This is a genomic window from Acuticoccus yangtzensis, from assembly GCF_001927245.1.
Taxonomy (GTDB): Bacteria; Pseudomonadota; Alphaproteobacteria; order Rhizobiales; family Amorphaceae; genus Acuticoccus; species Acuticoccus yangtzensis.
This window is the reverse complement of the sequence record NZ_MJUX01000013.1, coordinates 1-13,609: the sequence shown is the minus strand read 5'-3', so window position 1 is coordinate 13,609 and position 13,609 is coordinate 1. Positions and strand designations below refer to the sequence as shown.

11 protein-coding genes and 1 pseudogene are annotated in these 13,609 nt (G+C 66.5%); 4 read left to right on the top strand and 8 right to left on the bottom strand.

Features of this window, described 5'->3' with window-relative positions; all coding sequences use genetic code 11:
- Positions 1–23: 23 nt before the first annotated feature.
- Together BIX52_RS21020 and BIX52_RS21015 are read right to left on the bottom strand one after the other, a co-directional pair.
- Entirely contained in the window at positions 24–1,196 is a 1,173-nt protein-coding gene (locus BIX52_RS21020; protein ID WP_108676654.1) for a ribonucleotide-diphosphate reductase subunit beta, read from the bottom strand.
- Positions 1,193–3,463, bottom strand: coding sequence for a ribonucleoside-diphosphate reductase subunit alpha (locus BIX52_RS21015; RefSeq protein WP_205647874.1), 2,271 nt, complete (start codon positions 3,461–3,463; stop codon positions 1,193–1,195). The genes BIX52_RS21020 and BIX52_RS21015 overlap by 4 nt, the downstream gene beginning before the upstream one ends.
- Positions 3,464–3,616: 153 nt before the next feature.
- Here BIX52_RS21015 and BIX52_RS23340 point away from each other — a divergent pair, with 153 nt between their 5' ends.
- Positions 3,617–3,802, top strand: coding sequence for a hypothetical protein (locus BIX52_RS23340; RefSeq protein ID WP_170126442.1), 186 nt, complete (start codon positions 3,617–3,619; stop codon positions 3,800–3,802).
- 32 nt (positions 3,803–3,834) lie between these two features.
- Positions 3,835–4,888: pseudogene (gene cobW, locus BIX52_RS21010) on the top strand (cobalamin biosynthesis protein CobW).
- Between the two features lie 150 nt (positions 4,889–5,038).
- On the opposite strand, the gene virD4 reads toward cobW, so the two are convergent.
- From virD4 to BIX52_RS20995, 3 genes are all read right to left on the bottom strand, one after another.
- The gene (gene virD4, locus BIX52_RS21005) at positions 5,039–7,162 is read right to left on the bottom strand and encodes a type IV secretion system ATPase VirD4 (RefSeq protein WP_075223077.1); all 2,124 of its coding nucleotides are present in this window, start codon (positions 7,160–7,162) and stop codon (positions 5,039–5,041) included.
- An 11-nt stretch (positions 7,163–7,173) separates the two neighbouring features.
- Positions 7,174–8,664, bottom strand: coding sequence for a relaxase/mobilization nuclease domain-containing protein (locus BIX52_RS21000; protein ID WP_157956294.1), 1,491 nt, complete (start codon positions 8,662–8,664; stop codon positions 7,174–7,176).
- 224 nt (positions 8,665–8,888) lie between these two features.
- Positions 8,889–9,365 (bottom strand): DNA mobilization endonuclease VirD1/MobC family subunit, encoded by a 477-nt coding sequence (locus tag BIX52_RS20995; RefSeq protein WP_075223075.1) that lies wholly within the window; start codon positions 9,363–9,365, stop codon positions 8,889–8,891.
- Between the two features lie 543 nt (positions 9,366–9,908).
- On the opposite strand from BIX52_RS20995, the gene BIX52_RS20990 reads away from it, so the two are divergent.
- Both BIX52_RS20990 and BIX52_RS23990 read left to right on the top strand, forming a co-directional pair.
- A complete protein-coding gene (locus BIX52_RS20990; protein ID WP_075223074.1) occupies positions 9,909–10,613 on the top strand; it encodes a nucleotide-binding protein in 705 nt (234 codons plus the stop codon).
- Positions 10,613–11,275, top strand: a complete 663-nt coding sequence (locus BIX52_RS23990) for a hypothetical protein (RefSeq protein WP_075223073.1) — start codon at positions 10,613–10,615, stop codon at positions 11,273–11,275. The genes BIX52_RS20990 and BIX52_RS23990 overlap by 1 nt, the downstream gene beginning before the upstream one ends.
- A 311-nt stretch (positions 11,276–11,586) precedes the next feature.
- On the opposite strand, the gene BIX52_RS20980 is transcribed toward BIX52_RS23990, so the two are convergent.
- The 3 genes from BIX52_RS20980 to BIX52_RS20970 form a co-directional block, all read right to left on the bottom strand.
- A complete protein-coding gene (locus tag BIX52_RS20980) occupies positions 11,587–11,916 on the bottom strand; it encodes an addiction module antidote protein (RefSeq protein ID WP_075223149.1) in 330 nt (109 codons plus the stop codon).
- Positions 11,900–12,214 carry a type II toxin-antitoxin system RelE/ParE family toxin gene (locus BIX52_RS20975; RefSeq protein ID WP_075223148.1) on the bottom strand — a complete coding sequence of 105 codons (315 nt, stop codon included), beginning with the start codon at positions 12,212–12,214 and terminating at the stop codon, positions 11,900–11,902. The genes BIX52_RS20980 and BIX52_RS20975 overlap by 17 nt, the downstream gene beginning before the upstream one ends.
- 275 nt (positions 12,215–12,489) lie before the next feature.
- Positions 12,490–13,398 carry an ArdC family protein gene (locus BIX52_RS20970; protein WP_075223072.1) on the bottom strand — a complete coding sequence of 303 codons (909 nt, stop codon included), beginning with the start codon at positions 13,396–13,398 and terminating at the stop codon, positions 12,490–12,492.
- Between the last annotated feature and the right edge of the window lie 211 nt (positions 13,399–13,609).

Below are 13,609 nucleotides of genomic sequence, written 5' to 3'. Positions count from 1 at the left end.
GGACAAGCCAACAGCGGTCCCGATCAATCCCAGGCGAGTGCGCCGCCGGTCTGGTATTCGGTGACACGCGTCTCGAAGAAGTTCTTCTCCTTCCGGAGGTCGATCGCCTCGCTCATCCAGGGGAACGGGGTTTCGGCCGGACCGAAGACGGGGGCGAGGCCGAGCTGGGCGCATCGCCGGTTGGCGATGAAGTGCATGTACTCCTCGCACAGGCCGGCGTTGAGGCCGAGGAAGCCGCGGGGCATCGTATCGCGCCCGTAGGCCGCCTCGAGCTGTGCCGCCTCGGCGAGCATCCCGCGCACCTCCTCCTGAAAGGCCGCAGTCCACAAATGCGGGTTCTCGGCCTTGATCTGATTGATGACGTCGATGCCGAAGTTGAGGTGAATGCTCTCGTCGCGCAGGATGTACTGGTACTGCTCGGCGATGCTGACCATCTTATTGCGCCGGCCGAGCGACAGGATCTGCGCGAACCCGGTGTAGAACCACATCCCTTCGAAGACGACGTAGAAGGCGACGAGGTCGCGCAGGAAGGCCTGGTCCGCCTCGGGCGTCCCAGTCTGGAAGTTGGGGTCGTCGAGATGCTGAGTATATTTCAGTGCCCAAGCGGCCTTGTCGGTGATCGACGGCACCTCGCGATACATATTGAAGAGTTCACCCTCGTCGAGGCCGAGACTTTCGACGATGTATTGGAAGGTGTGCGTGTGCACCGCCTCCTCGAACGCCTGACGCAGCAGGTATTGCCGGCATTCGGGATTCGTCAGATGCCGGTAGATCGCCAGCACGATGTTGTTGGCGACGAGGCTCTCCGAGGCCGCGAAGAAGCCGAGGTTGCGCTTGATCGCCCGCCGCTCGTCCTCTGTCAGGCCATCGCGCGACTTCCACAGCGCGATGTCGGCCTGCATCGAGACCTCGGTCGGCATCCAGTGGTTGTTGCAGCCCGATAGATACTTCTCCCAGGCCCAGCGATATTTCAGTGGCAGGAGCTGGTTCACGTCCGCCCGCGCGTTGATCATCGCCTTGTCGGAGACCGACACGCGCGCCGCACCTTCCTCGATCACCCCGAGGCCGGTCGCGTCGGCGGCCAGCGTTGTGTCGGCGGGGAGCGCAGCGTCGGTGGGCGCGCTGTCGGTCCAGGCCGGAGCCGCCGGGCGGGTCGCGGTCGCGGGGGCGTCGCCCCAGTCGAGAAGGTGGCTCACTGGCAGGCCTCACAGGTCGGATCGTCGAGGTAGCAGGCGGCCGGGGCGGCCTCGGCTGCGGTGGCGGCGACGGCATTCAGCCGGCCGTCCGTGCCCTTGAGGGTGGACTTTTCCACGCTCGTCGCGGCGCGGGCGCGCAGGTAGTAGGTGGTCTTCAGCCCGCGTTCCCAGGCGAGGCGGTAGAGCGCGTCGAGCGCCCGCCCGGAGGGCCGCGCGATGTAGAGGTTCAGCGACTGTGCCGGGTCGATCCACTTCTGACGCCGGGCCGCCGCCTCGATCAGCCAGGTGGCGTCGATCTCGAAGGCGGTGGCGTAGAGCGCCTTGAGGTCGTCCGGGACGCGGTCGATCTCGCCGAATGCGCCGTCATAAGATTTGAGGTCGGAGGCCATCACCTCGTCCCACAGCCCGCGCGCCTTGAGATCATGGACGAGCGCCGCGTTCACCACGGTGAAGTCGCCCGACATATTGGACTTCACGTAAAGGTTCTGGAACGTCGGCTCAATGGACTGCGAGACGCCGCAGATGTTGGAGATCGTCGCCGTCGGCGCGATCGCCATGGTGTTGGAATTGCGCATCCCGGTGGTGCGCACACGTTCGCGCAGACCCTCCCAGTCGAGCCGGGCCGCACGGTCGACGTCGATGCCGCCGGCGCGCGTGTCGGCCAGAAGCTCCATCGAGTCGATCGGCAGGATACCCCGGCTCCACAGCGAGCCCTCGAAGCTCGGATAGCGCCGGCGCTCGGCGGCGAGGTCCACCGAGGCCGAAATCGCGTGCCAGCTGATTGCCTCCATGCTCTCGTCGGCGAAGCGCACCGCCGTCTCGGAGGCGTAGAGGATGCGCTGGGCGTCGAGCGCGTCGGCGAAGCCCATCAGGCCGAGGCCGACCGGGCGGTGCTTCAGGTTCGACCGGCGCGCCTCGGGGATGGTGTAGAAGTTGATGTCGACGACGTTGTCGAGCATGCGCATCGCCGTCGTCACCGTCTCGGCGAGGCGGCCCATGTCGAGCCCCTCGGGGGTGACGTGCGCGGCGAGGTTCACCGAGCCGAGATTGCACACCGCCACCTCGTCGGCGGACGTGTTGAGGGTGATCTCGGTGCACAGGTTGGACGAGTGGACGACGCCGACATGGCCCTGCGGCGAGCGGATGTTGCAGGGATCCTTGAAGGTGATCCACGGGTGCCCGGTCTCGAACAGCATCGACAGCATGCGCCGCCACAGGTCGACCGCGCGCACCGTGCGCCACACCGTCATTTCGCCGCGCGCCGCCTTCGCCTCGTAGCCCTCATAGGCGGCCTTGAAGGCGGGGCCGTAGAGGTCGTGAAGGTCCGGTGTCTCGTCGGGCGAGTCGTCGCCGGTATTCTTGCGAAGATCGAGGAATTCCTCGATGTCGACATGCCACGTCTCGAGGTAGGCGCACACGGCGCCCTTGCGCTTGCCGCCCTGGTTGACGGCGATCGCCGTGTCGTTGGCGACCTTGAGGAACGGGACGACGCCCTGGCTCTCGCCGTTGGTGCCGTGGATGTGCGCGCCGAGGCCGCGCACCGGCGTCCAGTCGTTGCCGAGCCCGCCGGAGAACTTGGCGAGCAGAGCGTTGTCCTTCACCGCCTTGAAGATGCCGCCGAGGTCGTCCGCCACCGTCGTCAGGAAGCAGGAGGAGAGCTGCGGGTGGCAGGTGCCGGCGTTGAAGAGCGTCGGCGTGGAGGCCATGAAGTGGAACGAGGAGAGGAGGTCGTAGAACGCGAGCGCCTTCGTCTCGCGGTCGATCTCTCGGACCGCGAGGCCCATCGCGACGCGCATGAAGAAGATTTGCGGCAGCTCGATCCGCGTTCCGCCCACATGCAGGAAGTAGCGGTCGACGAGGGTCTGCAGGCCCAGATAGTCGAACGCCATATCCCGTTCGGGCTTCAGCGCGGCGCCGAGGCGGGCAAGGTCGAAGCGCGCGAGTTCTGGGTCGATGCGTCCGGCGGCGATGCCGGCGTGAACAGCCGACGCGAAGGTTTCTGCGTAGCGCCCTTCCATCTCCTGCGCGGTCGCCTCGTCCGGGTGGCCGGCGAGACCGGTCAGAACCTCACGGCGCAGCTTGTCCATCAAGAGCCGGGCGCTGGCACGCGAATAGTTCGGCTCGCGCTCCACCAGCGCGCGGGCGGCCATGATCGGGGCGAGTGCCAGCTCGGCCTCCCTGAGGCCGTCGTAGAGGTTGCGGCGCGTCTCGGCGAGGATCACGCCGGCATCCACCCCGTCGAGGCCCCCGGCGGCTTCGCCGATCACCGTTGCAAGCCGCGTCTCGTCGAGCGGGACGACGGCCCCGTCACCAACGTCGTCGACAGCGTCGAGGACTGGCCGACCGTCGGTTGGGAAACGATCGCCCGCGCCGATCCGACCATCATCGCCGTCGCGGACCTGTCGCGCCGCCGATATCCCATGGATGCGCTCGCGGCAAAGGTCGCGTTCCTGAAGAGCGATCCGGTGACGAGCACCTTGGGCGCCGTCCGAAACGACCGAATCGTTCCCCTCGACCCTCAGGCGTTGAACCCGACGACGCGCGTCATCGACGGGCTGGAGTCGATGGCGAGCGTCGTGGAAATGATCTCTTCGAAGGAGAATTGACAATGGCTGATCCTCTCTCCGCCGACGCACGCATGCGCAAGATTCCTGCAACGGTGATCACCGGCTTCCTCGGTGCCGGCAAGACGACGCTGATCCGCCATCTCCTCGAAAACGCGAACGGGCGCCGTATCGCGCTCATCATCAACGAGTTCGGCGATCTGGGGGTTGATGGTGAGGTTCTAAAGGGCTGTGGTATCGGAGACCTGTGGCGAGGACGACGTCATCGAGCTCACCAACGGCTGCATCTGCTGCACCGTCGCGGATGATTTCATTCCGACCATGACCGCGCTTCTGGCACGGCCCGCCCGCCCCGATCACATCGTCATCGAGACCTCCGGCCTTGCCCTGCCTCAACCGCTGGTCCAGGCCTTCAACTGGCCCGGCATCACCGAGCGCGTCACCGTCGACGGCGTCGTCACCGTGGTCGATGCCGCCGCCGTTGCCGCAGGTCGCTTCGCCTCCGACCCCGAAGCGGTCAACGCCCAGCGCGCTGCCGACCCGTCGCTCGACCACGAATCGCCGCTGGAGGAGTTGTTCGAGGACCAACTGCGCGCGGCCGACCTCGTCGTGCTCAACAAGGTCGAGACGCTTGATCCGCGCGCGCTCGATGCCGTCAAAGCGACCGTCGCCCACTCGACGCGGGCGCCGCACATCCCGTCGCCCGCCGGCCAGCTGCCGCCGGACGTGCTTCTCGGTCTCAGCGCCGCGACCGAAACCCTGATCGCCGGCCACAAGTCGCACCATGAGATGGAGCACGAGGATGGATCGGAGCACGACCACGACGAATTCCACTCCTTCGTCGTCGACGCCCCGGCCGTAGTGGACCCTCAGCGCTTCGTCGCAGCGTTGAAGGGTATCATCGCGCGACACGACATCCTGCGCCTCAAGGGGTTCCTCGACGTCCCGCAAAAGCCGATGCGATTGGTCGTCCAGGGCGTCGGCACACGGATTTCGTCGAGTTTCGATCGTCCGTGGCGTCCCGGTGAACGGGCGACTCGCGCCGTCGTAATCGCCGAGGCGGGCATCGACGAGCGCGCCGTCCGCGATGAGATCCTCGCTTCACTCGGAGATACGATGTCAACTTAGGATCGAGCCCCTCCCCTCCTGAGATGGAACGACCGCGATGCGGGAATGTCCGCACCTGCAATCGCTTGATGGGGCCGTGAACAGCCGGATTGGGGGGTGGGCGAGCATTCTGGTTAAGATTTCGCATGCAGTGGATGGGCGAACCGTTCATCATCCCTGACCGGACTGCGCGCGAATCCTCGCCTGGGCCGCTAGGATGTCGTCGCTTCCCGCAGCCCGCAAGCGGCTCTGCCGGGGCAGGGCCGCGTCTTCGACCTCGAGATGGGGGCGAACGCCGGGCTCACGTCCTACGCCGTCGAGTTCGCCGTGACGCCAACGCCCTCTCGCTTCTGGGATCTTGGCGAGGATTAGAGCCTGCCGCTGCTGGATCTCGTTCAGCGCCTCCAGGGCCTCCGCTTCCCCCTCCTCGACTTGGTCCACGGCGTTGGATTCCGATGCCGGGTCTTCGGCTTTGCTCCGATCGGTATCGGCCGACCCGGCCTCGTCCGGCTCTTCAACTTCAGGCTCGATCGGATTTTCCTCGTTCACCCCGGCCGCACCGGTCGTCGGCATCTCTCCCTCGCGCTCCGCTTCGGCAGTCAGGCGCTTCGATAGGAACGGATTGGTGTCTTCCGGGTAGAGCGCGGGTGGTTCCGGCAGGCGGCCCGTCTGCCCCTCGAACAAGGGCAGAAGCTCCTTGTCCTCGTAGTAGGTCACGCGCTGCGCGATGACCGGCTTCATGTTCTGCACCAGGGCGACCACCTTGTCGGTCCCCAGCTGGCGCAACTCGGCGGCACGGATCAGGCGCGTCCCCTCCTCCCGCTCCGAAAAGGACGACATGAACTCGTTCGATCGCCACGACTTCGACTTTGCGACGCGGGTAAAATCGCCGATGGCGCTCGACACGTACTCTGGTGTGTCGTTGTCGGCCGGTGACATGAAGAGCTGCAAGCGGCAGTTCGCCAGGAAAACCGCCGCACCCTCCCGGCCGTAGAGGGCATTGTCGCGGATGCTGGCGAGGGTCTGCACCACGATCATTATGCACCCGCCGTAGCCGCGCAAGGTCGTGACGGCTTGCTGCAGAACCTCCATCCGGCCGAGCGAAGCGAACTCGTCGAGAAGGAACAGCACCGGATAGGGCTCGTCCGGGCCGGGCTCGGCACGCTGCAGAAGGGCGATGGTCTGCTGGAACATCAGCCGGACCAGCGGTGCCAGCGGCACGATGTCGTTCGGCGAGACGATGACGAAGATCGACGTCGGGTCGCGGCGCAGGTCGTCGATGCCGAAGTCCGACTCGTCCGTGGCATCCCGAACGGCCGGATCCGCCCAAAGGCCAAGCCCGCCGTCTGCGAGGACAGAGAGGTAGGAGGACAGGATGCGCGACTCCATGCCCGCCATGCGGTTGAAGATCTTCTTCGCCTCCTCGGCCTCGACCTCCCACGCGAGGCGCTGGAACACCTCGAAAGCCTCCCCGGGCTCGGCCAGCGCATCATAGACCGCCCCGATCCGGGGCGTGCCGCGCTCGATGGCGAGCAGCGCCGTCGCGGCAAAGATCTCCCGTGCGCCTTCGAGAAAGCCCTGCCCGTTGCCGCGCGCGACGATCAGCGAGGCTGCCAGCCGGCGCGCCTCGGTGAAGCGACGGCGCGGGTGAACATCGGCGACGTATGCGAGCGGATTGTAGCGATGCGTCCGCCCGTGCGGATCATAGGGGCTGAACTTGAAGACCCGGTCGCCCATGGCGAGGCGCCGGCGCGCGGTCAGCTCGAAATTCTCGCCCTTCACGTCGAGACAGAACACCGAGCCCTTGTAGGTGAGGAGGGTCGGGATCACGACGCCGACACCCTTGCCCGATCCGGTCGGCGCCGCGATCAGGCTGTGCGGAATGTCGTGCGAGGTAAAGAACTCGCCCGCGGATCGAGGGCGCGACAGCTTGCCGTAGATCGGCCCGCGCAAGTCCTCGAGCCTGGCGGTGAGCCCGGCCTTGCGCAGCTCCTGGGGCTTGGCCCACTCGGCCGAGCCGTGGCTCGTGCGTTTGGGCTTGTGGCCGATGGCCGGGACCGCCACGACGATGAAGGCCGCGACGCCGGCGAGGACGATGAGACCCGTTCGGAAAGGCTCGCCAAACCGGCCAACGGTCCACGGGGCGTGCTCGAAGAACGTTCCGAAGCCGACATCGGCGATGTCGCCGCCGCTGCGCCAGGTCGTGTAGCCACCGGCAGCGAGCACCCCCAGCATGAGCCCGACAGCGAGCCCGATCAGCGCGAGGACGAGAACGTCGCGTGCGGTCTTCCCCACGACGTCCGCCCCTACAGCCCGCGTCCTCCATCTCGCTCGCGCGCTTTACGGGCGGCGTTCTTTCGCTCCTGCTCGTCGCGCTCCTGCCGATCGGTCTCGGCTCGCTGTGCCTCGGTATCCCGATCGGTACGCGCCTTGTCCGCCTCTGCCGCCGCGCCGCGCGCAGGCGGTGCCGTGGTGCGGATCCCGGGTCCAGCGTCGACGGCCGGCCCGCTCCGGGCTTCCTCGCGCGCCGTCTGATAGACGGCAGCGATCTCGTCATGCATGCGCTGCAAGGCGCGATCGCGCTGCTCGCGGGTTTCCTCGCGGTCGCCGCGCAGGCTTCGCGACAGCTCGCGCTCAAGCCTCTCGGCCGCGCCATACTGGTCCGCGAGGGCCTTGGACGGTGGCCCGCCCGAATACCGCTCCACCGTCGCCTCGCCGTTGAGACCGTATCTCTCGGCGATCCGGCGCACCTCGACATCGGCCGCTTCCTTGAGCGCCGCACTTTGCGCGTCGGTGCCGGCGAGGCTCTGATAGCGGCCGGGCGCGGCAGGTCGCTGGAAGTCACGATACTGGGCGTCCTGCATGTAGGGCGCCGCCTCGGCCTTGAGGCTCGCCACCTGCCGCATCAGCCGCACGCGCTCCGCACCGCCCGGCAGATCGGCGATCCCCTCGTCCATCCGGTCGAACCGCGATTGCGTCTCGATGCGCGCCTGGTCGAGCTTCTGGCTCATCGTGGCAATCTCCTCTCGGCTAATCCTCGTGTGCTGGTCCTGCCGCTCGGATAAGGCCTTTCCATGTTCGATCGTGGCAGAGACACGACGCAGGGCCTCCGCCATCTCCGGCGCGTCGCGCTCCAGCATCGTCGCCTCGGCCGCAAACCGCCGGGCGTAATGGATGATCGCGGCCGCGGCTCGGATCGCCGACACCTCGGAATGAGCGGGCGCCACCGGTGTGCGCCCCTCCTTTGAAGCACGGCGGAACTCGGCGTCGGGCACGGTCCGCTCATGAACGCCGCGGGCGAACCGCGGCGTCGCCTCGAGGTCGATCCCCTCCCCCTGCCCCACGGCCACGGCGAGATCCCGCATCGCCTGATAGTTGAACTCGCTGCGCTTGGAGACCTTCAGCCACGTCCCGTTGTCGAGGCCGCGCCGATGCACGATGACGTGGATGTGCGGGTGGTCGCGGTCGGTATGGAACGCCGTGTAGTAGTCGAAGCTGTCGCCGCCATAAGCGCCCGAGCCGAACATCTCCTCGGCCCACGCGCGGCCGGCTCTTTCGGCCGCCACCTCGTCGGTCCCCTGCGGGAAGCTGACGATGAAGTGCGAGGTGCGGTCCGCGCGAGCCTCGCCCTCGGTCGGCATGGCCCAAGCACGGACCATGTTCGCGACTTCCTCCTCGTCGATCTCGATGCCCATGAAGCGCTCGGAGCGCTGCAGCTCGACGCCACCCTGCCGCGCTAGATAGTTCATCTGCGCCTTCAGCCCGGCGACGTTCCGGGCGCCGCCGGTCCGCACCATCTTCACCACGGCCTGAGCGCTATGCCCTGGAACGCAAGGCGGCATCGGCGCTCCGCCAGGAGCGATATCCTCCTGATGCGCCGCGGCGATGGACTGCCGCATGGCCGCGCGTCCGCCGCGTCCGAGATCGATCTCGCCCCAATCCTCGCCCATGACGGCGTCGACGGCGGAAACATAGGCGGGAGCCCCCCTCCCCTTCGCCAAAAGCTCGAGGACCGGTTGCCTCACGATGACGACGCCTTGCGCAGCCGCGCCTCGCCGTCGGTGCGCCGGGTCGCGGTCTCGGTGATGGTGCGAAGCTCCGTATCGAGGCGCGACAGCGCCTTCCCGAGATCTCTGCGCTCTTCCATGAAGGCACGATAGTCCGGGTCGTAGGTCCGGTTCGCGGATTTGGCGATCTGATTCACGTTCCGCGCGATGCCGGCAATCTGGGCCTGAACGTCCTTCAGGACGGCGAGCGTCTCGGCATCGGCCTCCAGAAACCCGCCGATCCGACGGGCGGCGATCCTCAAAGCGCGGTTCCGCTTGAGCCCCGCGCGGGCGATCGCCTCGTCGAACGCGGCGAGCTCGGCCTCCGTCATCTTCACCGAGACCGTCTTCTCGGCCCGTTTGGTCGCCGAGCTGGAGGCGTCGCTCGTCCACGAACCCCCCGAGAATCGGCGGTTCGGCCAGGGCGGCTGGCGGTCGGGATCGTCGGGCATGGGGAGGTCGAGACGGTGAGGTGGGCTTTAATCGCGAAAGTTCTACTTTCAGATATATCCTGCCTCGCACCTCACCTCAACCCATTGTCTTCAAAGTCGCAACCGCCTCCTCGGTGGGCCGACTCACGCTTGAGCCGAGAGGGCCGCGCCAAGCCCATCCAATCGCTCCGCGAGACTCTGACAACTATACACCATCGCAGCGTTACCCCATTGCATCGACACATCAACGCCGTATTGGCCCAGCACGACAGAGCAGCATAACTGCACCGCAGAATTACCGATCCGCCTATTTGCAGCTTCGCATCTTTGCCGCTTCACATCGGTGCCTCGACGCAGCTTCGCAGCAACACAGAAACACGTCGTTCGCCCTCCGCATCGCCACAGCACTGCATGTTCGCATATTAACGCCATTGCAGGATTGCCGTGATACCGCGACGCACCAAAGCCCCGAAGGCGACGCACCGCGTCACATCAAAGCACTGCTACGCAAGCGCATCTTCGCAGCGATGCAGCACCACAGCATCAGGAGACGAGGCAGTCGCCATGAAGCTCATCGCGTTCACATCTTTCAAAGGCGGAAGCGGCAAATCCACGACGCTGATGGCCGTCGCCTCCATCCTCGCCGAGCGCGGGATGAAGGTTGCCTGCTTCGAAGCGGACGATAACGAGCCCCTCGCCACATGGCGGGGTTACGGCAGCGAGATCGGCACCTGGGACGGGGCCAAGTGCGTGGTGCACGGCGCGCTCGATCTCGACGAGTTCGAGAAGAGCTACGAAGCGGCCGAGAAAGACGGATGCCAGATCGGCCTCATCGACACCCGTGGTGGTGGGTCTGATCTCAACCAGGCGATCCTGATGAACGCCTCCCTCATCGTCATTCCGACCGGGCTGTCCGTGATCGAGATCGACGAAGCGTTGGAGACGCTCCGCTACGTTGTCGAGTTCATGAAGACGATGAAGATCGACCGGCCTGTCGGCCTCTCGCTCAACCGCGTCCCCACGGGACGGCTGTCCAAGGGGGAGGAGAGCAGCCTCGAAGTTTTGAAGGAAATGCCGACCTTCGACGCGAAGATTCCGGCCCGCCGCATCTACTCAGAGATCAAGGGGCTCGGTCTCCTCCATCTCTACCATAAGCGCCTGACCGAAACGCCGTCCAAACGCATCGCCGCTGGCCACACCGAGGTGGCCCTGATCGAGATGCGCTCCTTTACCGACGAATTGCTTGCCGCACTCGAGGAGGATCACTGATGGGCATCGTTCGACCCGGCAAGGATACCCCGTCCTTCGACGAGTTCCGGCGGAAGCGCTCCCCGAAGGGTGGGTTCTTCGGCGACACGGAAGGCTCGTCAGCACAGAGCAGAGAAGCCGAGGCGCAACCTCCCGCCCCTGAGGCGCCGACACCCGCACAAGCGTCCGCCGCCCCGGTCAAGAAAACGGCGCCCGAGCCCAAGCCGAAGCCAAAAGTCGCGGCACCAGCCAGCCCGTTCCCGGCTCGACCGGCCGCCATCGCAGCGCCTGCGCCAGCTGACGCGGCGCCAATCTCGGAACCGGCACCCGCCACCACCAAAGGCGAGACGATCCTGCTCAAAGCGCGGCTCGCCATACCCGCACAGGGCCACAGCGCGAAGTTCGACCAGGCCGCTGCGGTCTATGGCGACAAGTCCGCTCTGCAGCTCCTGCTGGCGCCGGCGCTGACCGCCTACAGCGCCGCGATCCAAGCCGGCACCATCGGCAGTGTGCTGCCCGAGTACCCGAGAGGGGAGGGGAGTATCCAGATAAGCCGGGCCATCAGCCCGGACGTCTACGAGAAGGCGCGAGCCATCCTCGATCCCATGGCGCTGTTCCCGCCGGGCAAGCTCGCAGCCGCCATCTGCCGCCAGGCGCTCAGCCATTCGTTGGCGGCCGGCTGAACGGATCGGATCCGCCGCAGGAGCCGCGTCCCGGCAAAGCCGGGCCACGGCTGCGGGGGCTGTCTGCCCCCGGCGCGCGTTGCGCGCTCCCCCGAGGATATTTTCAGAAGATGATTGAGGGGAGACGTTCGGGGGCCGCCGACTTGAACCTCGGCGCAGGCCTGATAGGCTGATGCCACGGTACAGCCGGGGACGGCGATGACCGTGAAGGTGATGGCCGGAGCGAAAGCTCCGGCCTATTTCTTTGCGGGCAAGCGCTCACCGAGTCCGAGCGCCTCAGAAGGGCAGGGGGCGATCGCCGCCCAGTCCGGTCAGGTCTGCCGTGGGTCCATCTCGGCAGGATCGAGCGGCCGAGCCGAAAGCCCCAGGCCCATCGCTGCCATCACCCGCAGCACCGTCGAAAACTTCGGGTCGCCTTGCTCGCCGAGCGACTTGTAGAGGCTCGTCCGCCCGACATTCGCCTCGGCGGCGATCTCCCCCATGCCGAGGGACCGCGCCACCTGGCTGAGCGCCCGCCGAAACTCCGCGGGGTCGCCGTCCTGCATGGCGTCCGACAGGTAAGCCGCACGCGCCTCTGCGCTGTCGAGATAGTCGGCCTCGTCGAACTCCGGCAGCGTTCTCACATCAATCTTGTTCGTCATCGCCCACATCTCCAATCGTCGATGCAAGAGTTTTCGCTTTCACGATATCGGCTTGCTGACTGTCCTTGTCGCCACCCAACAAAAGAACCACGATCGTCCGCCCCCGCTGGGTAAAATACACGCGGTATCCCGGCCCGAAGTCGATACGCAGTTCACTGACACCGCTGCCGACCGGCTTGACGTCACCGAAGTTGCCGGCCCTCATCCGCCCGATTCGACGGGCAATGACAGCACGGGCACGCGTGTCTCGGAGCCGCCGCAGCCACTTGTCGAACTCGGGGAGCGGAACGATCCTCATCCGGGCAATGTATCCCACAGAAGACAAATTGCAAGCGCCTTGTCTCCTGCAGGATACATTTTAAATCGACACCTGGCCGCAACGCGGCCTTCGGCGCGAAGCGCCGGTGCGGGCCGGGGGAGGGCGCAGCTCTCCGCCGGTCCGCACAATTTCGGCTATCCGCCTCGCCTTGGTCGTCCTTGGCTTGCTCGGCGCTCCATCTGCCCGGCGCGCACGAAAAAAAGCCGCCGCACCATCTGGCGCGGCGGCTCGATCTGCCTGCTGCGGGGGTCGGATCAGGCGGCAAGCGCCTCGTCGATTTCTTCGGCCTTCGGGTCCTCCTCGCGGCGAGCACGCTGCAAGATGAAGTCAGCGGCCTTCTGCGCCTCGGACGCAGCGCGGAAGATGGCGCGCTTGTCCTCCTTCAACGCCTTAAGCCATCCCTCGACGTAGGCGCCAGACTGATCGAACTCCGGCGTGACGCCGATCTGAACGCCGAGCATGCACGCGCCGATCTCGGCAACAAGCTCCTCGAAGGCATACGCCTTGCGGTCGGAAAACCGCGAGAAGCGATCAAGGCGGACGCTCGCGCCGGTCCAGTGGGTGAGCTCATGGGCGAGGGTGCCGTAAAATCCCTGCGCGTCGTGGAAGGTGGCGACGGGCGGCATGTGGATGCGGTCGACCTGAACGTCATAGTAGGCGCGGGGGTCGGCGCTCGTCTCGATGGTCGCGCCGGTGCGCGCAAAGAAGGCGTCAAGCTCGGGGTCGGCGGCGGTGCCGAGGTCGCGCGCTGGCTCGGGGCGGATGTAAAATTCCTCGGGCAAACCGTCGATCTGGTCGGCGTTGAAAACGCGGTAGGCGCGGCAATAGGGGATGCGCTTTTCCTCGCCGTTGTCGCCCTCGCGCTCGATGGTGCCGTACTTCACGACACAGGCGGATTTCTCACCCTTGCGAACCTGCGCGCCGAGCTCCCCCGCCTGCCGGTAGGTCATCCAGCGCGCCGACGAGAAGCCCGCCATCGCCGCAGTCGCCCACAACATCAGGACATTGATCCCGCGATACTCGTCGCCATTGAAGCGGCGGGGAAGGCACGCACCGCCAGTGCCGCCCGTCCACGGCTGACGCCAGGGCGGTGTGCCGGCCTCGATCTGCGCGATGATTTCGCTGGTGACGTGCTCGTAGACGTCGAACTTCGCCTTCGCCATGTGTGGCCTCCGTCGCAGCCCGTCCGGTCCTGGTACCGATCATTGGGCGGGGTTTCAGAAGAGGCCCGCGAAGCGGCCCTCTCCTGAAACCCTGCCTCCCGGCGAGGGCAGGAGGGGGTGCCACGCAAGCTCGCGCGCAGCGTCCCGAAGGGGGCGGGGGGAGGGGGATCACCCGGCCACGCAGCGCGGCCGTCAGGCCGTGACCGTGGTT

Bases quoted from the DNA above. Each gene is read 5' to 3' on its own strand.
- BIX52_RS23990 (WP_075223073.1), top strand. From the start codon at position 10,613: ATGGGCATCGTTCGACCCGGCAAGGATACCCCGTCCTTCGACGAGTTC.
- BIX52_RS20990 (WP_075223074.1), top strand. From the start codon at position 9,909: ATGAAGCTCATCGCGTTCACATCTTTCAAAGGCGGAAGCGGCAAATCC.
- BIX52_RS20975 (WP_075223148.1), bottom strand. From the start codon at position 12,214: ATGAGGATCGTTCCGCTCCCCGAGTTCGACAAGTGGCTGCGGCGGCTC.
- BIX52_RS20970 (WP_075223072.1), bottom strand. From the start codon at position 13,398: ATGGCGAAGGCGAAGTTCGACGTCTACGAGCACGTCACCAGCGAAATC.
- BIX52_RS20980 (WP_075223149.1), bottom strand. From the start codon at position 11,916: ATGACGAACAAGATTGATGTGAGAACGCTGCCGGAGTTCGACGAGGCC.
- BIX52_RS23340 (WP_170126442.1), top strand. From the start codon at position 3,617: ATGGATGCGCTCGCGGCAAAGGTCGCGTTCCTGAAGAGCGATCCGGTG.
- BIX52_RS21000 (WP_157956294.1), bottom strand. From the start codon at position 8,664: ATGGTGCGGACCGGCGGCGCCCGGAACGTCGCCGGGCTGAAGGCGCAG.
- BIX52_RS20995 (WP_075223075.1), bottom strand. From the start codon at position 9,365: ATGCCCGACGATCCCGACCGCCAGCCGCCCTGGCCGAACCGCCGATTC.